The organism is Streptomyces sp. NPDC005483 (genome assembly GCF_040606035.1).
GTDB lineage: Bacteria > Actinomycetota > Actinomycetes > Streptomycetales > Streptomycetaceae > Streptomyces.
This window is the reverse complement of sequence record NZ_JBEXEA010000029.1, coordinates 1-19,604: the sequence shown is the minus strand read 5'-3', so window position 1 is coordinate 19,604 and position 19,604 is coordinate 1. Positions and strand designations below refer to the sequence as shown.

Sequence of the window (19,604 nt, the reverse complement as noted above, 5' to 3'; positions counted from 1 at the left end):
GTGCGTAACACCGCAAAGCTCTCCACCGCCGTCCTCGCCGCCGGAGTCCTCACCTTCGGTCTCAGCGCCTGCGGCTCGTCCGGCTCGGACTCCGCCTCCGACACCAGCGGACCCCTGGTGGTCGCCGCGAGCCCCACCCCGCACGCCGAGATCCTGAACTACGTCAAGGAGAACCTGGCGAAGAAGGCGGGCCTCGACCTGGAGGTCAAGGAGTTCACGGACTACGTGACGCCGAACACGGCGACCGAGGACGGCTCGGTCGGCGCCAACTACTTCCAGAACCAGCCCTACCTCGACGACTTCAACAAGAAGCGCGGCACCCACATCGTGCCTGTCGTCACGGTCCACCTGGAGCCGCTCGGCCTCTACTCCCACAAGGTCAAGAGCGCCGACGCCCTCAAGAGCGGTGCGACGATCGCCGTCCCCAACGACAGCGTGAACGAGGCCCGCGCCCTCAAGCTGCTCGCCGCCAACGGCCTGATCACCCTCAAGGACGGCGTGGGCAACGAGGCGACCCCCTCCGACATCACCAAGAACCCGAAGAAGCTGAAGTTCAAGGAGCTGGAAGCGGCCCAGACCCCGCGCTCCCTGGACGACGTCGACGCGGCCGTCGTGAACGGCAACTACGCCATCGAGGCCGACCTCAAGCCCGCCTCCGACGCCCTCGTCCTGGAGTCCGCGAAGAACAACCCGTACGGCAACTTCCTCGCGGTGAAGGACGGCAACGAGGACGACCCGCGCGTGAAGAAGCTCGCCAAGCTCCTCACCTCGCCCGAGGTGAAGAAGTTCATCCAGGACAAGTACGCGGGCTCGGTCATCGCGTCCTTCTGAGCGACGTAGGGCTACCTGCGCGTATACGACGTATCGCCACGCACGGGGTCCACTCGCTCACCATGTGTGGGCCCCGTGATGCGGTTCGGTGCTTTCATGCTGCATGCTGGGCAGTTCAGCAGGCCCCGCAGGTTTTCCGACGGTTACGGAGTGGCGCATGAGTGGCAGCTTCCCCAACATCTCCATCAGCACGGAGCGGTTGGTGCTGCGCCCCCTCGACGAGGACGACGTGCCCGCACTGGCGGAGATGATGAACGACGAGCAGGTGGGGGCCTGGACCGACGTCCCCCAGCCGTACACCGAGGAGCAGGCGCGCGGCTGGATCACGCGGTACGCGCCGACCGAGCGGGAGGCCGGCCGCGGCATCACCTTCGCCGTCACCGAGTTCCTCACCCAGCGCCTGGTCGGCGTCGTCCAGCTCGCCAAGACCAACTGGCACGTGCGTTCCACGGAGTTGTCGTACATCATCGCCCCGTGGGCCCGCGGCGAGGGCTACGCCTCCGAGGCCGCGCTCGCCACCGCCCAGTGGCTGTTCACCGACCAGAAGTTCGAGCGGATCGAGCTGCGCACGGCGGCCGACAACACCGCCTCCCAGCAGGTCGCCCAGAAGATCGGCTGTATCAGCGAAGGCGTCCTGCGCGGCGCCTGTATAGCGCGCGTCCGCGCCGACGACGGTACCTGGAGCGACGTCCGCACCGACTTCATCGTGTGGAGCCTGCTGCCCGAGGACCTCGACGGAGCGGGCGACCAGCTGGCCGACTCGGACGGCTTCACGACGTACTCCGACTGGAACTGACCCAACTGGAACTCAGGCCGGCGAAAGCGCTTCCGGGGCACAGCGGGTACCCTCACCAAGCCGCCCGCGGGCTGCCCACCGACGACGGCCCGCGCACACCCCTGGAGACTGAGAGACGATGGCCGACCGGGTCACGGTGATCGGCTGGGACGGCTCGCCGCTGACCGCCGCGGCACGCTCCGCCCTCGGCGCCGCCACGCTCGTCGCGGGCGCCGCCCACCACCTGGCACTCCCCGAGGTGCCACCCGCCGCCGAACGCGTCCGCCTCGGCAGCGTCGCCCTCGCCGCCCGCCGTATCACCGGCCACCGCGGCACCGCGGTCGTGCTCGCCGACGGCGATCCCGGGTTCTTCGGAGTCGTACGGACCCTGCGCGCACCCGAGTTCGGCCTGGAGGTCGAGGTCGTCCCCGGCGTGTCCTCGGTCGCCGCCGCCTTCGCGCGGGCCGGCATGCCCTGGGACGACGCCCAGGTGGTCGTCGCCCACCGGCGCACCCTGCGGCGCGCGGTGAACGTGTGCCGGGCCCACCCCAAGGTCGCCGTCCTCACCTCGCCCGGCGCCGGCCCCGCCGAACTCGGCCTGCTGATGGAGGGCGTGCACCGCACCTTCGTCATCTGCGAGGAACTGGGCACGGACCGCGAACAGGTCACCGTCGTCACCTCCGACAAGGCCGCCGACCACACCTGGCGCGACCCCAACGTCGTCATCGTCATCGGCGGCACGGCCCCCGTGACGGAGGACGGCGGCTGGATCGCCGGCCGCGACCCGGCCGCAGCGCCCCGCGGCTGGACCCTGCCCGCCGAGTCCTACGGCGGTCTCATGGGCGAGGGCGAACTGGAACCGCTCCGCGCGGCCCAACTCGCCCGGCTGGGGCCGCGCGTCGGCGACCTCGTGTGGGACATCGGCTGCGGCAGCGGCGCCTTCGCCACCGAGGCGGCCCGGGCCGGGGCCGCCGTCATCGCCGTCGACCGCGACCTCAGGGCCTGCGAGCGCACCGAGGCCAACGCCCGCGCCTTCGGACTCCAGGTCCAGATCGTCCCCGGCACCGCGCCGCACGTCCTGGAGAACCTGCCCGAACCGGACGTCGTCCGCGTCGGCGGCGGGGGAGTGGCCGTGGTCTCCGCGGTCGCCGACCGGCGCCCGCAGCGCATCGTCGGCCACGCGGCCACCCGCGACGAGGCCGAACTCGTCGGCCGGGACCTCACCGAACACGGCTACCGCGTCGAGTGCGCCCTCCTCCAGTCCGTCGAACTCGACACCCGGGCCTGGACGGAGACGGAACGGAGCGTCGCGTTCCTGCTCAGCGGCGTACTCCCGGACCGCACGGCCTGACGCCGCGGGTCGGTGCTCCGCCGTCCCCGTGATCCTGTTGTCGTACTGCGCGCGGTAGGCTGGCCGACCGTTGTACCGCTCCCGGCCGACCGGCATTCGTTCGTCAATGTCCGGAAAGCGCGCCCGTTTTGGGATGGGGTGCGGTACGGCAGAACCGGAGGACGCGCAACGTGGCGCAGTCCACAGCGGGCTGTCGCGGATCAACCTGTCGCGACAGGGGAACGGCCGGGACAATGCCAGTTAATGGCTTTGTCGTCTTTCTCGGCAGGCCGTTCGTGCCGCTGGGCACGCACGCTCGTTCTTCATCACGGGGGCGGTCGGTGCGCCGTCCCCGGTGAGCTGGTCGTAGAAGCACTAACCGATGGGCGAGGGGTACGCATGACCGACACCGGCCAGGTTCCGGGCGAGGGACTGCCGGAGAACGCAGGCATGGTGGAACAGCCGGGCGTCCCCGCGCCGGTTGCGTACACCTACCTCTCCGAGACCACCGCCGAGGACGAAGACCTGTTGCTGCTGCCGGGCGCCCAGAGCCCCTGGGGCAACGAGGTCGCCCCGCCCGCCCCGGAGCCGGTCGTCGAGACCGTCCACGAGCCGGGCCCGCACGAGATGGCCGGCCGCGACAGCGGAGCGCACGACATGAGCGCGGTCCGTATGCCCCAGGCCCCTACGGTGCCGATCCCGCCCATCACACCCCGCCGGCCACTGCACCTCGGCCCGCCGATCCCCGACGCCTCCGCGAGCCCGGTCCGCTCCCTCGCCGACCGAGGGCCCGCGGGCGCACCGGTACGGCAGCCGGCCGCGCCCGGCCCCGAGTACTACGAGGCCCCGCAGCCTCAGGGCGCTGTTCCGTGGGGCACCCCGGCCCAGGCCGCCGTCCAGACGCCGGTGAGCATGGTGGCTCCGGCTGCCGAAACGGTTGTCCCGGCGCAGGAACCGGCAGGCGCGGCGCAGGCGGCCGCCGGGTACGAGGTTCCCGTGGCTCCGGTGCCGGACGCCGTACCCGGCCCCGAGGCCGTGCACGCGCCGGAGCCGGCGCAGGCTCCGGCCGCCGAAGAGGGCGAGGCCGTGGCGGACGGTTCCGGTGTCGACGGAGCTCAGCCCGTGGAGGGCGAGCCCGCTGACACGGACACCAGCGGGGGGCAGGTGGACGCAGTTCAGCCGGTCCCGGCCGCCGGGGCGGACGTGCCGGCGGACCAGGTCCTGCCCGACGGCCCCGGACCCATGCCCGACGCGGCCCAGGTTCCAGGCGCCGACGACACGGCTGTCACCGCGCCCGACGCGGTCGAGGCCGCTGAATCCGCGCCGGTGATCGAGGATGCCCAGGCGGGCGAGACGCCCGAGCAGGCGCCCGTGCCCGAGGCCGTGCCTGTCGTGGAGGCCCCCGCTACGGAGGACGACGCCGACGCCGGCATGCCGGTCGCCGAGGCCGTCGTGACCGAGGCTCTCGTTTCCGAGGCGGACGTCGCCGGCGCCGATTCGGATGCGGAGGGACAAGAGGCGGCGGCTGCCTCTGTCCCGCAGGCGGTGGCCGCCCAGGAAGCGGTCGCGCCGGACATGGTCGCCCCGGAAGCGGTGATGGCCGAGGAAGCCGCCGTTTCCCCGGAGACAGGCGCGGCCCAGGACACGGAACCCGTCGCGGCCCCGGAGAACGCTGCTCCGCAAACCGCGCCTCCCGCCGAGGACGCCGTCGCCGCGGCCGCCCCGGACGCCTTCGAAGCCGTATCCCTCCAGGCTCCCGCGGAGGCCGGGCAGGTTCCGCAGCCGACGGATGCCCTCATCGCACCGGCCGAAGACCTCCCCGCACCGGCCGAAGACCTCCCCGCACCGGCGGAGGACGACTCCGCCCACGAGTTGGCCGAGCCGCTCCCCGTCGAGCGTGCCGAACCGCTCCCCGCCGAGGCGCCCGAGCCGCTTTTCGTCGAGCAGGCGGCATTGGCGCCTGAGCAGACCCAGGAGCCCGCCCCCGCCGCTCAGCCTGCCGAGGACCCGCAGGCCCCCCACCTCGTACCCGCGCCGGACCTCGTCCAGCCCGCCCCGGAGCCCGTCGCGGCGGACGCGGCCGACACCGGCGTACCGACGATGGACCCCATGGCCCCGGCGGCCCCGGAAGACGAGGTCCAGCAGCCCGAGCCCACGCCCGCGACCGCGCAGGAGGAGTTCCCGCCCGCCCCGGACCAAGCGCCGCAGGGCCCGCAGACGCCGGTGACCCAGCCGCTCGCGGCCGGACTCCCCGACGAGCAGCCCCAGTTCGCGATCCCGGGTTCCGCCCAGGCGTCCGTGGTCCTGCCCGCCGGAGTCCCGTTGGAGCCGCAACCGGGTCAGCCCCTCGGGGAGTTCGTGCCGGTGGACGGCTCGCTGCCGACCACCCCGCACCTCGCGCCGACCCCGCCGCACCCCCTGTCGCTCCCCGCGGACGACGCACTGCCCCCCGTGGTCCCGGCCCCGCGTGAGGCGGCCGGCGACGCCCAACTCGCACAGCAGGCGGACGACCTGGACACCCGGGCGGCCGATCAAGAAGACCAGGAAGACCAGGAAGACCAGGAAGTCCGCGAAGAAGTGAGCACGGCCCCCGTGGCAGAACCACGACAGTCCACGGGCCCCGCCGCGCCCGCCTACGACGACGCCGAGCGCGAGGCCGTCCTCAAGGTCATGCGCGAGCGCCGCGACATCCGCAACGGCTTCCGCAGCGACCCGATCCCGCACGAGGTGCTGCTCCGGGTCCTGGAGGCCGCCCACACCGCGCCCTCCGTCGGCCACTCGCAGCCGTGGGACTTCGTCGTCATCCGCTCCGCCGAGACGCGCGCCGCGATGCAGGACCTGGCCCAGCGTCAGCGCGAGGCGTACGCCAAGTCGCTGCCGAAGGGCCGGGCCAAGCAGTTCAAGGAACTGAAGATCGAGGCCATCCTCGAGACCCCGGTGAACATCGTCGTCACCGCCGACCCCACCCGGGGCGGCCGCCACACCCTCGGCCGGCACACCCAGCCGCAGATGGCCCCGTACTCCGCCGCGCTCGCCGTGGAGAACCTCTGGCTCGCCGCCCGCGCCGAGGGCCTGGGCGTCGGCTGGGTCAGCTTCTTCGACGAGCGCGAGATGGTCCGCGCCCTCGGCCTGCCCGACCACCTGGAGGTCATCGCCTACCTGTGCGTCGGGTACGTCGACGAGTTCCCGGAAGAGCCCGAGCTGATGCAGGCAGGCTGGTCCAAGCGCCGCCCGCTGTCCTGGGTCGTGCACGAGGAGACGTACGGCCGCCGCGCCCTGCCCGGCGAGGAGCCGCACGACCTGCTCGGCGAGACCGTGGCCCAGATCCGCCCGCTGGACGCCAAGGCGCTCGGCGAGGCATGGGAGCGGCAGAAGCGGATGACCAAGCCGGCCGGCGCGCTCGGCATGCTGGAGATCATCTCCGCCCAGCTGTCCGGGCTCTCACGGCAGTGCCCGCCGCCGATCCCGGAGCCCGCGGCCGTCGCGATCTTCGCCGGTGACCATGGTGTGCACGCCCAGGGCGTCACCCCCTGGCCGCAGGAGGTGACGGCCCAGATGGTCGCCAACTTCCTCGGCGGCGGCGCGGTCTGCAACGCCTTCGCCGGCCAGGTGGGCGCCGAGGTGTGTGTGGTCGACGTCGGCGTGGCCTCCGAACTCCCGGCCACGCCGGGCCTGTTGCCCCGCAAGGTCCGCGCGGGGACGTCCGACATGACCACCGGTCCGGCGATGACCCGCGAGGAGGCCAAGCAGGCCATCGAGGTCGGCATCGAGACCGCGCGTGACCTGGTCGCGGCCGGCAACAAGGCGCTCCTCACGGGCGAGATGGGCATCGCGAACACCACCGCGTCCGCCGCGCTGATCTCGGTCTTCACCGGCACCGACCCCGCCGACGTCACCGGTCGCGGCACCGGCATCAACGACGAGACCCTGGCCCGCAAGACCGAGGTCGTCCGCCGAGCGATCGAACTCCACCAACCGGACCCCGCCGACCCGATCGGCGTCCTGGCGGCGATCGGCGGTTTCGAACACGCGGCGATGGTCGGTCTGCTGCTGGGCGGCGCCTCCCTGCGCACCCCGGTCATCCTCGACGGCGTCAGCGCGGGCGCCGCCGCCCTGGTGGCCCGCGCGATCGCCCCGGAGGTCCTCGCGGCCTGCATCGCGGGCCACCGCAGTGCCGAACCGGGCCACGTGGCCGCCCTGAACAAGCTCGGTCTGCGCCCCCTGGTCGATCTCGACCTCCGGCTGGGCGAGGGCACGGGCGCCCTGCTGGCCCTGCCGCTGGTGCAGAGCACCGCGAGAGCGATGCACGAGGTGGCGACCTTCGATTCCGCCGGGGTGACAGAGAAGTAGCCGCTGGGAGGGGGACTCGGGGACACCGTCCCCGAGTCCCCCTCGCACGTGGGTCCGCGCCCGGCGCCGACGCCCAGCCACCGGACACCCGTGCCGCCCACCCCTCACGCCCCGTAAAATCCGCACGTCAGGGCCACTGCACCGCCGTAACAGAGGAGCCGCCCCTCATGGCCGAGAACCCCGCCTACCCCGTAGGCCTCCGCCTCACCGGCCGCAAGGTCGTCGTCCTCGGCGGCGGCCAGGTCGCACAGCGCCGGTTGCCGGCCCTGATCGCGGCGGGCGCGGACGTCCTCCTCGTGTCCCCCTCGGCGACACCCTCCGTGGAGGCCATGGCGGACGCGGGTGAGATCACCTGGCAGAGGCGCCCGTACGAGGACGGCGACCTCGCGGACGCCTGGTACGCCCTGATCGCCACCGGTGACACGGAGGCGAACACCCGGGCCTCCGCCGAGGCCGAGCGGCACCGCGTCTGGTGCGTCCGCTCCGACGACGCCGACGCCGCCACCGCCTGGACCCCGGCGACGGGCCACAGCGAGGGCGTCACGGTCGCCGTGCTCACGACGAACGCGAAGGGCCGCGACCCCCGCCACACGGCGGCCATCCGGGACGCGGTCGTGGAGGGCCTGCGCGACGGCACCCTCGTCGCCCCCCACCACCGCACCCGCACCCCCGGCGTCGCTCTCGTCGGCGGCGGCCCAGGCGACCCCGACCTGATCACGGTCCGCGGCCGCCGCCTGCTCGCCGAGGCCGACGTCGTCATCGCCGACCGCCTCGGCCCCCGCGACCTCCTCGCCGAGCTCCCGCCGCACGTCGAGGTGATCGACGCGGCGAAGATCCCCTACGGCCGTTTCATGGCCCAGGAGGCCATCAACAACGCCCTGATCGAGCACGCCAAGCAGGGCAAGTCGGTCGTACGGCTGAAGGGCGGTGACCCCTATGTCTTCGGCCGTGGCATGGAGGAGCTGCACGCCCTTGCCGAGGCCGGCATCCCCTGCACGGTCGTCCCGGGCATCTCCAGCTCGATCTCGGTCCCGGGCGCAGCCGGCATCCCCGTCACCCACCGTGGGGTCGCACACGAGTTCACCGTGGTCAGCGGCCATGTCGCCCCTGACGACGAGCGTTCCCTGGTCGACTGGCCCTCGCTCGCCAAGCTCACCGGCACCCTCGTGATCCTCATGGGCGTCGACAAGATCGGCCGGATCGCCGAGACCCTGGTGGCCCACGGCAAGTCGCCCGACACCCCGGTCGCTCTGGTCCAGGAGGGCACGACGGCCGCCCAGCGCCGGATCGACGCCACCCTGGCGACGGTCGCCGAGGTGGTCGTCGCCGAGGAAGTGAAGCCTCCGGCCGTCATCGTCGTCGGCGAGGTCGTGGCCGTGGGACCGCGGGTACCGGAGCCCTTGGCGTAACCCGGGGTAACACAACTCGTTCCCAGCCGTTGGCACCGCTCCCAGGACAAGGCAGTATCACCCTGTGGCCGATCTCATCACCGTCGATGACCCTGACGACCCGCGCCTGCACGACTACACGGGCCTGACCGACGTCGAACTGCGCCGCAAACGCGAACCCGCCGAGGGACTGTTCATCGCCGAGGGCGAGAAGGTCATCCGCCGGGCCAAGGACGCGGGCTACGAGATGCGCTCCATGCTGCTGTCCGCCAAGTGGGTCGACGTCATGCGCGACGTCATCGACGAACTCCCCGCCCCGGTGTACGCCGTCAGCCCGGAGCTCGCCGAACAGGTCACCGGCTACCACGTGCACCGCGGCGCGCTCGCCTCCATGCAGCGCAAACCGCTGCCCACGGCGGGCGAGTTGCTCCAGACCGCCCGTCGCGTGGTGGTCATGGAGTCGGTCAACGACCACACCAACATCGGCGCGATCTTCCGCTCGGCGGCGGCCCTGGGCATGGACGCCGTCCTGCTCTCCCCGGACTGCGCCGACCCGCTGTACCGCCGCAGCGTCAAGGTCTCGATGGGCGCGGTCTTCTCCGTCCCCTACGCCCGTCTCGACACCTGGCCCAAGGGCCTGGACTCGGTCCGCGAGGCCGGCTTCACGCTCCTCGCCCTCACCCCGGACGCCAAGGCCAAGACCCTCGACGAGGCCGCCCCGCACAAGATGGACCGGGTCGCGCTGATGCTCGGCGCCGAGGGCGACGGCCTGACCACCCAGGCCCTGGTCGCCGCCGACGAATGGGTCCGCATCCCGATGGCCCACGGCGTCGACTCCCTCAACGTGGGCGCGGCGGCCGCGGTGGCCTTCTACGCGGTGGCCACGGGACGCCCGCAGGGCTGAACGGCCTGAGTCGCCTGTCCGGCCACGGCCGTCACGGCGAAGTCCTCAGTCCGTCCCGGCACCGGCCGACCGGTCCGGCGCCGCCTGGTCCGGCGACGCGTGCGTCTGTCCCTGCCGCTGATCCCGTACGACGCCGTCGCCGCCGAGTCCGCGCGACGGGCCCTGGCAGCCCTGGGCCGCGGCGATGCCGAGGGCCACGAGCAGGGTCACGACGACGAACACGAACAGCCGCTGGCGCAGGAGCCGGGGGTTCGCGGGGCGCAGCCCCGTCTTGGTGTTCCGGGGGCCCGGGCGGCCGGTACCGCTGCGCGGCGCGGGTCGGCTGCCGCTGCCGGAGCGGGTGGTGTTCCGGGAGGAGGAGGACGGGGTGGGCCGGGAACCGGGACGGGACGAGGGCACGCCGTTGCCGCGCGGGTTGCTGCCGCCTCGCGACGGAACGCCGCCTCGCGCGGGGGCCTGGCCCCGGGCCTGTCCGGTACCGCGAGCCGGGGGAGTCCCCTGGGAGCCGGAGCCGGACGTGCCCGGCTGTCCCTGGGGTCGTCGCTGGGCGGCCCGCTCCGGATAGGTGTCGGCGATGCGTCCGGTGGGCCGGTCCGCCTCGCCGGCGCGCGGGGCGGGCGGGCGCAGATCCGGCAGGCCCTGTGTCTCGCGGGCGGCGATCTCCTTGAGCCGCAGCGACAGTTGGAGGGTGCTCGGCCGCTCCTCGGGGTCCTTCGCCAGACACGCGCGGATGAGGGGGGCCACCGCGTCGGGCACGCCGTGCAGCTGGGCCTCCTCGTGCACCACGCGGTACAGCATCACCTCGGAACTGCCGTGCCCGAAGGGCGAGTCGCCCGTCGAGGCGTACGCCAGGGTCGCGCCCAGGGAGAACACGTCCGTGGCCGGCGTCACCGCGGCGCCGCGCACCTGCTCGGGCGCGAGGAAGCCCGGGGAGCCGACGGCGGTGCCGACATGGGTGAGGGTCGAGGCTCCGGTCGCCCAGGCGATGCCGAAGTCGATGATCCGGGGGCCCTTGGGGGAGAGGAGGATGTTCGACGGCTTGAGGTCGCGGTGCACGACCCCCGCCTCGTGCACGGCGACGAGCCCCTCCGACAAGGCGGCCCCGATGGCGGCGACCTCGGCGGCGCCGAGGGAACCCTCGTCGGCGACCTTGTCGTGGAGGGAGGGGCCGGGCACGTACTGGGTGGCGAACCACGGACGGTCCGCTTCCAGATCGGCCGCGACCAGCCGTGCGGTGCAGCCGCCGCGGATCCGCCGGGCCGCGGAGACCTCGCGCGCGAACCGTGACCGGAACTCCTGGTCCTCGGCCAGATCCGGCCGGATGACCTTCAGTGCGACCCGCTGCCCCTTGCGGTCGGAGCCCAGGTAGACGACCCCCATACCCCCGGCGCCGAGCCGTCTGTGAAGCCTGAACGAGCCGACGACGCGCGGGTCCTCGCGCCTCAGGCGCATCATCGCCATGTTCATCCCCGCTGCCCGGTCCGTGTGACGAGCCACAGCTTACGTATGTGCGGGCCGCCGCGCGCAGAGGCCGCGCCCTCTCGTCCCGATGGATTGTCAGTGCCGGGTGGGAGAATTGAAGGGTGGTCAGGGAGCCGGAGGGCGGGCGGACTTCGGTTCGGATGTGATCCCAACCACCCGTCGCAGAAGGGGGATTGAACCCGTGAAGGGTGATCGCGTGGAGATCGTCGTGGACGCAGGGGACACGACGCGCACCTACGAGGTGGTGGCGAGCAGGGCGGGCCGCCGGGTGGAGACGGCGGTACGTCGAGGTGTCGTCGAAGTGAGCGAAGTCACGCGGAACGGATCGGTGGTGCGGACGGCCCGGTTCATGGCGACCCGGGTGCTGGCTCTGGTGGAGCAGCCGGTGCCGCGCGAGGACAGCTCGGAGAAAGCGGGGCAGACCGGGCGACCCCTCCGGGAAGACCCGCAGACCTAGGTCCCCGTCTCCACCCACGGGAGTACTCCGCTGGTCATGGCTCATCCTCGGGGAGGCCCGGCAATCGGTACGAGGGCATGACGTGCGCGGAGCCCCTGACGCCTAGATTTGAGGTCAAGCGGCGGGTGCAGCACTCGTCCCCCGAGGTCAGACACCCGCCGCTGCCAACCACAACAGAACGGTCAGGAGAGGGACCATGGCTCTTACGGCACCGCGGACACTGTCCCGCACACGTCAGCCCCGCCGTACGGGCCGCCGTCACCCGCTGGTGGCGACACTGATGGCCCTTCCTCTGGCGGTCCTGCTCCTCGTCGTCTTCGACGGCTGGGAGACAGTGGCCACACAGGCGTCGTCCGTGGGAGTGATGCTGGGGCGCTGAGCGGCGACCCCAGGCCCGGAAGAGCGGTCCGGGCGGGGACATCAACCCATGAAACCCCGTGGGGACGGGGGTGCGGCGGACGGCAAAATGCCGGCGCAGCTGGGGAGCTGCGCCGGCATTGCTTTGCCCTCCGGGGGTCGGGCGGATTTGGCTGCGGGTTCGGTGGGGGCGGGCGTTGTGCGCAGTTCCCCGCGTCCCTGAATGCCTGCGGCGCAGCTGCGGCCTCGGTGGGGGCGTGCGTAGCGCGTGCGGGTGTCTTGTGGGTCCGGGACGGGGTGGGGGGTGTCCGTCCTCGGTCCGGTGGCTCGGTCTCTTGAGCGGGGCCCTGTAACGGACGCCGGCCGCTGCGGGCGGACACCTCCCACCCCGTTCCCTGCGCGCCGTACGCGACTACGGCCCGTCGTGGCGCAGGGTGACTGCAACTCCCTAGGGGCGCGGGGAACTGCGCGACCAGCCACAACGAACCCGCACCCGCCCGACAACAGAACCCGGCACCCCCCTCACGCACCCGGCCAAAGCCCAACGCCGCGGCCGCGTACCCTCGCGAACAGACCACCCCGCCCCCCAGGGAGCCCCGTGACCCCCCACCCCCTGCTCACCGAGCTCACCCTCAGAGCCAGGACCGAGGCTCACTCACGTACCTCGTCGGCCTGCCCCTGCCCAGCGACCACGCTCGCCGACCGCCCGGACGCCACAGTCGTCCGGCACGCCGACACGGTCGCGAAGGCTCACGCCCCCGACACCACCCCCGCCGACCTGGCCCCCCGCCTCGCCACGGCCGCCCAGCTCCCCGGCATCCTTCTCAACCCCCTGAACAGGCCCCCCGTAGAGCTGCACGGCCGACTCGTCACCTTCTGGCCGTACGGCGAACCCGTGGACCCGGAGCACCCCGACGCCGCCCCCTGGGAACCGGCCGCCACCCTCCTCGCCCACCTCCACCGCACCCCCGCCCCGCCGGACCTGCCTCCGATGCGGGGCCCGGTCAAGGCCGCCCTCGCCGTCGCCCGTCTCCTCAAGGCGACCCGGCGGCAGCAGCAGGCCGCCGCTGCCTCATGTCTCCGTGCCTGGCGCACCCTCCCGCCCTGGGCCCGCGCCGAGACCCCGATGTCCGACACCACGACCCTCTGCCACGGCGACCTCCACCTCGGCCAGCTCGTCCGCCACCCCGCCCCCGACGGCCCCTGGCGTCTCATCGACGTCGACGACCTCGGCGTGGGAGAACCCGCCTGGGACCTCGCCCGCCCCGCCGCCTGGTACGCCTGCGGCCTGCTGGCACCCGACGACTGGTCCCGCTTCCTCGGTGCCTACCGGGCGGCCGGCGGCCCCGCGGTCCCCGCCGAGGGCGACCCCTGGCCGGCCCTGGACGTCGCCGCCCGCGCCCTCACCGTGCAGACCGCGGCCCGGGCGATCGCCAAGGCGACGGAGGCGGACCGTGCCCTGGACGACGTGGAGCAGGCGGTCGTCGACGCCTGTGACCGAATGGGATCCGTCCCGCCGGAGTTGGCGGACGGTTTCGCGAAGTAGGGTGCAACCGACCAGGTCCGGACGGAGTCTGTCCTGGCGTAACGCGAAGCAGGACCAACGGGCGAGGAGTTGAGCCGACGATGCAGTGTCCGAAGTGTCACGCACCGATGCACACGTACAACCGCAACGGTGTCCAGATCGAGCAGTGCAGCGGCTGCCGCGGGATCTTTCTCGACTACGGCGAGCTGGAGGCGCTGACCCGACTGGAGGGCCAGTACGGCGGCGGCCCCGTCGTTCCACCGCCCCCGGCCGCTCCGCAGTACCCGGCCGCGCCCGGCGCGCCGGCGTGGGGCGCGCCGCAGCACGGCGGTGGCCACTACGGCGGCCACGGCGGTCATCACGGCGGCCACCACCGCAACCGCGGCTTCGGCCACATGCTGTTCTCCAGCTGACGGAGAGAACGAGGAAGCCCCCGGCCGCAGGGCCGGGGGCTTCGGTGTGTGCGCGATACTGGGATTGAACCAGTGACCTCTTCCGTGTCAGGGAAGCGCTCTCCCGCTGAGCTAATCGCGCGGGAACCACGATCAAGATCGTGTCGTACTGCGTGCGCGATACTGGGATTGAACCAGTGACCTCTTCCGTGTCAGGGAAGCGCTCTCCCGCTGAGCTAATCGCGCGGGTCAGACCTTCGATGATCTGTCGAAGATCCAGTGGACGATACTGGGATTGAACCAGTGACCTCTTCCGTGTCAGGGAAGCGCTCTCCCGCTGAGCTAATCGTCCTTGGAGGTGGAGACGGGATTTGAACCCGTGTAGACGGCTTTGCAGGCCGTTGCCTCGCCTCTCGGCCACTCCACCAGGAGTGAGGGGGTTCGGGAAGATCCCCCTGCTTCCTACGAGCGGACGACCAGGTTCGAACTGGCGACCTCAACCTTGGCAAGGTTGCGCTCTACCAACTGAGCTACGTCCGCGTGTCGTTTCGTTCCGCTCTCGCGGCCCGGCGACGAGTTGAACTCTAGCGGATTCCGGGGCCAGTACAAAAACGCGTTTGCGCAGCGTGCTGCCCTGCGCATGTCGACGTACGTGGTCAGGGCCGCCGCAAGGACATGGCCAGGTCACCCGCAGGACACCCGCCATAGACTCGACAGCGTGCCCGACCTCCCTCCTCTCGCCCGTTTCGGCGACCGCGTCGCCACCGGTCTCCTCGATGTCACCAGCGATCCCGCGGCCCTGGACTCCACCGGCTTCTGGGCCGTGGCGGCGAGCTTCGAGGGCGGTCTGACCTGCGCCCGCTTCGCCGACGTACGCCCGGCACCGGTGCCCGCCCCGGCGCCGGGGGCATGGCGGGGCCCGGCGGCCGGTGACTGGACGTCGTCGCTGGACCGCGAGGCGTACACGGAGGGCGTACGGCGGATTCGGGCGCACATCGCCACCGGTGAGGTCTACCAGGCCAACCTCTGCCGTGTCCTGACCGCGCCCCTCGCCCCCGGCGCCGACGTGGACGCGCTGACCGCGCTGCTGGCCCGCGGCAACCCGGCGCCGTATGCAGGAACGATCCGGCTGCCCGGACACGGGGTGGAGATCGCCACCGCGTCCCCCGAGCTGTTCCTGCGCAGGGCGGGCCGGGTCGTGGAGTCGGGGCCGATCAAGGGGACCGGGCGGACCGAGGACGACCTGCTGGCCAAGGACTACGCCGAGAACGTGATGATCGTGGACCTGGTGCGCAACGACCTGGGGCGGGTGTGTGCCACGGGCAGCGTCACCGTTCCCGACCTGTGCGCGGTGGAGAAGCACCCCGGTCTCGTCCATCTCGTGTCGACCGTGCGGGGCGAGCTGCGCGAGGGCGCCGGCTGGGCCGAGCTCTTCGGCGCCGCCTTCCCGCCCGGCTCGGTCACCGGCGCGCCCAAGTCCAGCGCCCTGCGGATCATCGACGCCCTGGAAACCGCGCCCCGGGGGCCGTACTGCGGAGGCGTCGGCTGGGTCGACGCCGACCGGGGTACCGGGGAGCTGGCCGTCGGCATCCGCACCTTCTGGATCGACCGCGCCGAGGGAGTGCTGCGCTTCGGCACCGGCGCCGGTATCACCTGGGGGTCCGACCCCGAGGGGGAGTGGCGGGAGACCGAGCTGAAGGCGTCCCGGCTGCTCGCGGTAGCGTCGGGGACGTACGAGGTGAGTGGAGGGACTCTTACGTGAAGATCTGGCTCGACGGCGGGCTGCAGGACACCGAGACCGCCCGCGTCTCCGTCTTCGACCACGGGCTGACCGTGGGCGACGGCATCTTCGAGACCGTGAAGGCGGTGGACGGCCGTCCCTTCGCCCTCACCCGGCATCTCGACCGGCTGACCCTGTCGGCGCGGGGCCTCGGGCTGCCCGACCCCGATCACGACGAGGTCCGCCGCGCCTGCGCCGCCGTGCTCGACGCGAACCCGATGCCGCTCGGGCGGCTGCGCATCACCTACACCGGTGGCCACGGTCCCCTCGGATCCGACCGTGGCGAGCACGGGCCGACCCTGGTGGTCGCTCTCGGCGAGTCCGCCCCGCGCCCCGACTCCACGGCCGTGATCACGGTGCCGTGGACCCGTAACGAGCGCGGTGCGCTCACCGGGCTCAAGACCACCTCGTACGCGGAGAACGTCGTCGCGCTGGCACGCGCGCGTGAGGACGGTGCTTCCGAGGCTTTGTTCGCGAACACGGTCGGGCAGTTGTGCGAGGGCACCGGGTCGAACGTCTTCGTCGTGCTCGACGGCGAGATCCACACGCCGCCGCTCGCCTCCGGCTGCCTCGCGGGCATCACGCGCGCGTTGACCGTCGCATGGACCGGAGCCAGGGAGACCGACCTGCCGCTGGACGTTCTGGAGCGGGCCGACGAGATCTTTCTCACCTCGACCCTGCGGGACGTCCAGGCCGTCCATCGCGTCGACGCGCGCGAACTGCCGGGCGCGCCCGGCCCGGTGACCGCCAAGGCCATGCGGATCTTCGAGGAGCGGGCCGGGGACGACCTCGATCCGTGAAGGCCGGGGATATTCGGCTGCTCCGGCGCTCGGCAGCGGGTAGAACTCCGGTGATGACCACCACCCTGCGGCCGACCGAGCCGCTCCAGCGGGGCGCCGACGGGGCGCTGTCCCGCCACTACAAGGTGTGCGTGAACAGCCGTCCCGTCGGGGCTGTACACCTCGCGACCCACCCGGCCTTCGGACGGGCCGTCGCCCAGATCCGGGACCTGCGGATCGACGAGCCGGACCGCGGGCGAGGCCGCGGCACGGTCGCCGCGCTGGCCGCCGAGGAGGTGGCGCGGGGCTGGGGCTGCGGGCAGTTGGAGATCAGGGTCCCCGCCGACGCCGAGCCCGCGCTGCGGCTCGCCACCGCGCTCGGCTACGTCCACCGCAACCGCGGCATGGAGAAGCCGCTCGGCGCCGACGCGCCCCGGTTGCCCGCGGGCAGCCGGGGCAGGCCCATGACAGAGGCCGAGTTCTGGCCGTGGGCGGAGCGCGGCATCACCGAGTACGCCGGCGACTGGAGCGACCGGGGGGTGCCCGAGGCAGAGGCCAGGGCGAGGTCGCGCAGGGACCACGAGAAGCTGGTGCAGCGGGGCCTCGCGACGCGGGAGGCACAGTTCAGCGTCCTGGAGCACGACGGCGTCCGGGTCGGGGTCCTGTGGGTGGAGTTCATCGACGCCAAGGCATTTGTCTATGACGTCGAGACCGAGGAGCCCTTCCGCGGCCGGGGGCACGGCCGGTCCCTGATGCTGCTGGCCGAGGCCCAGGCGATCGCCTCCGGCAGACGGGTCCTGGGCCTCAACGTCTTCGCCGGCAACACACCGGCCGAGCGGCTGTACGAGTCGCTGGGGTACGTGACGGTCGGCTACTCGATGTACAAGAGCCTGCTCTGAGGCCGGCTCAATCCTGCCCGGCGAGCAGCCGGTCCGCGATCTGCTCGATCCGCTCGCGCAGCCCGTCCTGGCTCTTGCCGCCGTCGAGGCGCTCGCCGTCGATGACGTACGTCGGTGTCCCGGTCACGCCGATCGCCTTGCCCTCGGCCTGGTCGGCGTCCACGATCAGGATGTGCCGGCCGTCGATCAGCGCGGTGTCGAACTCCTCGGCGTCGAGCCCCAGTCCACGAGCCACTTCGACCAGGAAGGGTTCCCCCGCACGGTCCAGCTCCTCGACGCGTCCCAGCACGGCCTCGACGTACTCCCAGCCCTTGCCCTGCTCCAGCGCCTCCTCGGCGGCCTGCGCCGCGGCGAAGGAGTGCTTGTGCTTCTCCAGCGGGAAGTGCCGCAGCCGCAGCTCCAGACGGTCGCCGTAACGGGCACGCAGGGCCCGGACATCGTCCAGCGCGTCACGGCAGTCCGGGCACTGCAGCTCGCACCAGACATCGAGAACGGGCACGGCGGGACGGACGGGGGAGGGGTCGCTCATGGGCCCAGTCTCCCAGGTGGCGCCCACCCGGCCGAATCGCCCCGGCCGTCCGCGGGGGCATCCGCCGCTTCACCGGTACGGCCCCGACCGGCACCTGCGGAGGAGGCGACCCGGAGATGTCCCTGATGTCCTGCCGGGGCATGGCCCGGTGGGGGTCGGGAGGTGCAGGATGGATAGGGACGAAGCGGCACGTTGCCGATCGAGCCCTGCCCTGGAGGACCGGATGATTGCCGAGACCGTCTGTTCCGCCGTCACCGCGGCCGGCCTGGGCATCGCGGCGGTCACCGCGTACCGGAAGCGCTTCCTCGCGGCCACCCGTATCGCCGCCTACTCCCTTCTCCCGCTCGGTCTGGTGATGACCGGCGTCGTCGACTGGCTCGCGGACACCGCCTTCAGCCCGACAGCATGGGCGGGCTTCGGCGTGCTCGGCCTGTCGTGGGTGCTGTTCTCCACCACGCGCGCGGTGGAGCGCCGCCGCGGCGGCACCCGCAAGGAGCGCAGGGCGGCCCGCGGCGCCCAGCGGGAGGCGGTGGCTCCCACGGCCTCGGCACCCTCCCTCGGCCAGGTCTCCCGCACCCCGGCGACCCGCCCGGCGGACAAGCCCCGGGCCACCGGGTCCGCCGGGGACGACTTCAGCGACATCGAGGCCATCCTCAAGAAGCACGGCATATGACGGTCGCGGTGAACTGAAACGTTCGCAGGGGGGTCCATGCCGGTCCGTAAACGATCACGATTCGAAACGGACATCACGGAATCCGGCGAACTCCCGCCCATTCCGGGCGTGTTGATCGCGTCGGGGGCGTCGGCTGCGCCATCATCGCCGCGAGATGCTGGACACGAAACAGAGCGATACCGCGCCGCCGCAGGATGAGCCGCGTGGATGCCTCTTCGCCCTTTCCCAGCCACCGCTGATGATCTTCCTTGCGGTGATCGGGTCTCTCCTGCTCATGGCTGCGCTGCACGACCTGCTGCTGCTCTGAGCCGTACCCGTGGTCCCCGGCGTCACCCGTCGGGGACCACGTAGACACCCCGCCCGACCCTCGTCCCGCCGCCCGGGCCTCAGCCCGCGGCCTCCTTGCGCCGCGCCCGGTAGGCGGCGACATGCAGACGGTTTCCGCAGGTCCGGCTGTCGCAGTAGCGACGCGAGCGGTTGCGGGACAGGTCGACGAAGGCCCGTCGGCAGTCGGGCGCCTCACAGCGCCGCAGCCGCTCCTGCTCCCCGGCCACCACGAAGAACGCCAGCGCCATCCCGCAGTCCGCCGCCAGGTGGTCGGCGACGGAGGCGCCCGGCGCGAAGTAGTGCACATGCCAGTCGTAACCGTCGTGGTCCGTGAGCTGGGGAGTGGTGCCCGCGGCGGCGACCAGTTCGTTGATCAGGGTGGCGGCGGCCCGGGCGTCCGGGGCGGCGAAGACCGAGGCGAAACGGCCGCGGATCTTGCGCACCGCCGACAGATCGAACTCCGAGAGCACCCCGACACCACTGATCTCGTGGTTTCGTACGAAATCCGCGAGCGCCGCGACATCCGGCAGCGCGTCCGGCGACGCGTCGTCCTCCGGTGCGGTGTTCACCAGATCGACCACGGTGTCGAGGGCACACCGGGTGTCGTGGGTGATCAGCACGATTCGCTCCCTGGCCTGGGGGTCGGGCGAAAGCCCGCCGATGCTGGCCGATGGTAATGGCTCGGCGGGCCTCGGTGCCGGGACGCACGGCAGGCGCCGTGGCTGCGGAGACAACTTCGACAAGACGATCAAGGTAACCGACAGTCAGAAACCCAAGGGCAGTTCAGCAAGCATGACGGCGTACACCGGAGAGTCCGCGAACGGCT

19 protein-coding genes and 5 tRNA genes are annotated in these 19,604 nt (G+C 72.4%); 16 read left to right on the top strand and 8 right to left on the bottom strand.

Annotated elements, in window-relative coordinates:
• The 6 genes from ABZT06_RS38210 to ABZT06_RS38185 all read left to right on the top strand — a co-directional run bounded on the left by ABZT06_RS38210 (position 1) and on the right by ABZT06_RS38185 (position 9,578).
• Positions 1–831 (top strand): MetQ/NlpA family ABC transporter substrate-binding protein, encoded by an 831-nt coding sequence (locus ABZT06_RS38210; protein WP_355751869.1) that lies wholly within the window; start codon positions 1–3, stop codon positions 829–831.
• A 157-nt stretch (positions 832–988) separates the two neighbouring features.
• Positions 989–1,627, top strand: coding sequence for a GNAT family N-acetyltransferase (locus tag ABZT06_RS38205; RefSeq protein WP_355751867.1), 639 nt, complete (start codon positions 989–991; stop codon positions 1,625–1,627).
• A gap of 118 nt (positions 1,628–1,745) precedes the next feature.
• Positions 1,746–2,957: a precorrin-6y C5,15-methyltransferase (decarboxylating) subunit CbiE gene (gene cbiE / locus ABZT06_RS38200; protein WP_355751865.1), complete on the top strand. Its 1,212-nt coding sequence runs from the start codon at positions 1,746–1,748 to the stop codon at positions 2,955–2,957.
• Between the two features lie 378 nt (positions 2,958–3,335).
• Positions 3,336–7,286 carry a nicotinate-nucleotide--dimethylbenzimidazole phosphoribosyltransferase gene (cobT, locus tag ABZT06_RS38195; protein WP_355751863.1) on the top strand — a complete coding sequence of 1,317 codons (3,951 nt, stop codon included), beginning with the start codon at positions 3,336–3,338 and terminating at the stop codon, positions 7,284–7,286.
• A gap of 167 nt (positions 7,287–7,453) precedes the next feature.
• Positions 7,454–8,695 carry a uroporphyrinogen-III C-methyltransferase gene (cobA, locus tag ABZT06_RS38190; protein ID WP_355751861.1) on the top strand — a complete coding sequence of 414 codons (1,242 nt, stop codon included), beginning with the start codon at positions 7,454–7,456 and terminating at the stop codon, positions 8,693–8,695.
• 64 nt (positions 8,696–8,759) lie between these two features.
• Positions 8,760–9,578 carry an RNA methyltransferase gene (locus ABZT06_RS38185; protein WP_355751859.1) on the top strand — a complete coding sequence of 273 codons (819 nt, stop codon included), beginning with the start codon at positions 8,760–8,762 and terminating at the stop codon, positions 9,576–9,578.
• A gap of 45 nt (positions 9,579–9,623) precedes the next feature.
• On the opposite strand, the gene ABZT06_RS38180 is transcribed toward ABZT06_RS38185, so the two are convergent.
• On the bottom strand, positions 9,624–11,045 hold the full coding sequence (locus ABZT06_RS38180) for a serine/threonine-protein kinase (protein WP_355752035.1): 1,422 nt from the start codon (positions 11,043–11,045) through the stop codon (positions 9,624–9,626).
• Between the two features lie 196 nt (positions 11,046–11,241).
• On the opposite strand from ABZT06_RS38180, the gene ABZT06_RS38175 reads away from it, so the two are divergent.
• From ABZT06_RS38175 to ABZT06_RS38160, 4 genes are all read left to right on the top strand, one after another.
• The gene (locus ABZT06_RS38175; RefSeq protein ID WP_355751857.1) at positions 11,242–11,517 is read left to right on the top strand and encodes a hypothetical protein; all 276 of its coding nucleotides are present in this window, start codon (positions 11,242–11,244) and stop codon (positions 11,515–11,517) included.
• A gap of 196 nt (positions 11,518–11,713) precedes the next feature.
• Complete coding sequence (locus ABZT06_RS38170) at positions 11,714–11,896, top strand: hypothetical protein (RefSeq protein WP_028809711.1); 183 nt, start codon at positions 11,714–11,716, stop codon at positions 11,894–11,896.
• Between the two features lie 576 nt (positions 11,897–12,472).
• On the top strand, positions 12,473–13,420 hold the full coding sequence (locus ABZT06_RS38165; RefSeq protein WP_355751855.1) for an aminoglycoside phosphotransferase family protein: 948 nt from the start codon (positions 12,473–12,475) through the stop codon (positions 13,418–13,420).
• Between the two features lie 80 nt (positions 13,421–13,500).
• On the top strand, positions 13,501–13,812 hold the full coding sequence (locus tag ABZT06_RS38160) for a zf-TFIIB domain-containing protein (protein WP_031054045.1): 312 nt from the start codon (positions 13,501–13,503) through the stop codon (positions 13,810–13,812).
• Positions 13,813–13,861: 49 nt separating this feature from the next.
• Here ABZT06_RS38160 and ABZT06_RS38155 read toward each other — a convergent pair.
• From ABZT06_RS38155 to ABZT06_RS38135, 5 genes are all read right to left on the bottom strand, one after another.
• Positions 13,862–13,933 (bottom strand) — tRNA-Val (locus tag ABZT06_RS38155).
• A 32-nt stretch (positions 13,934–13,965) separates the two neighbouring features.
• Positions 13,966–14,037 (bottom strand) — tRNA-Val (locus ABZT06_RS38150).
• Between the two features lie 34 nt (positions 14,038–14,071).
• A tRNA-Val gene (locus ABZT06_RS38145) sits at positions 14,072–14,143 on the bottom strand.
• A gap of 1 nt (position 14,144) precedes the next feature.
• Positions 14,145–14,218, bottom strand: a tRNA-Cys gene (locus ABZT06_RS38140).
• Between the two features lie 40 nt (positions 14,219–14,258).
• Positions 14,259–14,331, bottom strand: a tRNA-Gly gene (locus ABZT06_RS38135).
• A gap of 178 nt (positions 14,332–14,509) precedes the next feature.
• Between ABZT06_RS38135 and ABZT06_RS38130 the strand changes: the two genes are divergently transcribed.
• From ABZT06_RS38130 to ABZT06_RS38120, 3 genes are read left to right on the top strand one after another with little or no spacing between them, the layout of a single operon-like run.
• Positions 14,510–15,553 (top strand): chorismate-binding protein, encoded by a 1,044-nt coding sequence (locus ABZT06_RS38130; protein ID WP_355751852.1) that lies wholly within the window; start codon positions 14,510–14,512, stop codon positions 15,551–15,553.
• A complete protein-coding gene (locus ABZT06_RS38125) occupies positions 15,550–16,371 on the top strand; it encodes an aminodeoxychorismate lyase (protein ID WP_355751850.1) in 822 nt (273 codons plus the stop codon). Before ABZT06_RS38130 ends, ABZT06_RS38125 begins: the two co-directional genes overlap by 4 nt.
• A 50-nt stretch (positions 16,372–16,421) precedes the next feature.
• Positions 16,422–17,249, top strand: a complete 828-nt coding sequence (locus ABZT06_RS38120; protein WP_355751848.1) for a GNAT family N-acetyltransferase — start codon at positions 16,422–16,424, stop codon at positions 17,247–17,249.
• 7 nt (positions 17,250–17,256) lie between these two features.
• On the opposite strand, the gene ABZT06_RS38115 is transcribed toward ABZT06_RS38120, so the two are convergent.
• Positions 17,257–17,778, bottom strand: coding sequence for a DsbA family protein (locus ABZT06_RS38115; RefSeq protein WP_355751846.1), 522 nt, complete (start codon positions 17,776–17,778; stop codon positions 17,257–17,259).
• Between the two features lie 223 nt (positions 17,779–18,001).
• Between ABZT06_RS38115 and ABZT06_RS38110 the strand changes: the two genes are divergently transcribed.
• Positions 18,002–18,451 carry a hypothetical protein gene (locus ABZT06_RS38110; RefSeq protein WP_355751844.1) on the top strand — a complete coding sequence of 150 codons (450 nt, stop codon included), beginning with the start codon at positions 18,002–18,004 and terminating at the stop codon, positions 18,449–18,451.
• Positions 18,452–18,605: 154 nt separating this feature from the next.
• A complete protein-coding gene (locus ABZT06_RS38105; protein ID WP_020117509.1) occupies positions 18,606–18,758 on the top strand; it encodes a hypothetical protein in 153 nt (50 codons plus the stop codon).
• Positions 18,759–18,837: 79 nt separating this feature from the next.
• Here the strand turns inward: ABZT06_RS38105 and ABZT06_RS38100 are convergent, their stop codons facing one another.
• Entirely contained in the window at positions 18,838–19,398 is a 561-nt protein-coding gene (locus tag ABZT06_RS38100; RefSeq protein WP_355751842.1) for a CGNR zinc finger domain-containing protein, read from the bottom strand.
• On the opposite strand from ABZT06_RS38100, the gene ABZT06_RS38095 reads away from it, so the two are divergent.
• The coding region (locus tag ABZT06_RS38095) for a hypothetical protein (protein ID WP_355751840.1) at positions 19,388–19,604 on the top strand (217 nt) is incomplete at its 3' end. The genes ABZT06_RS38100 and ABZT06_RS38095 overlap by 11 nt on opposite strands.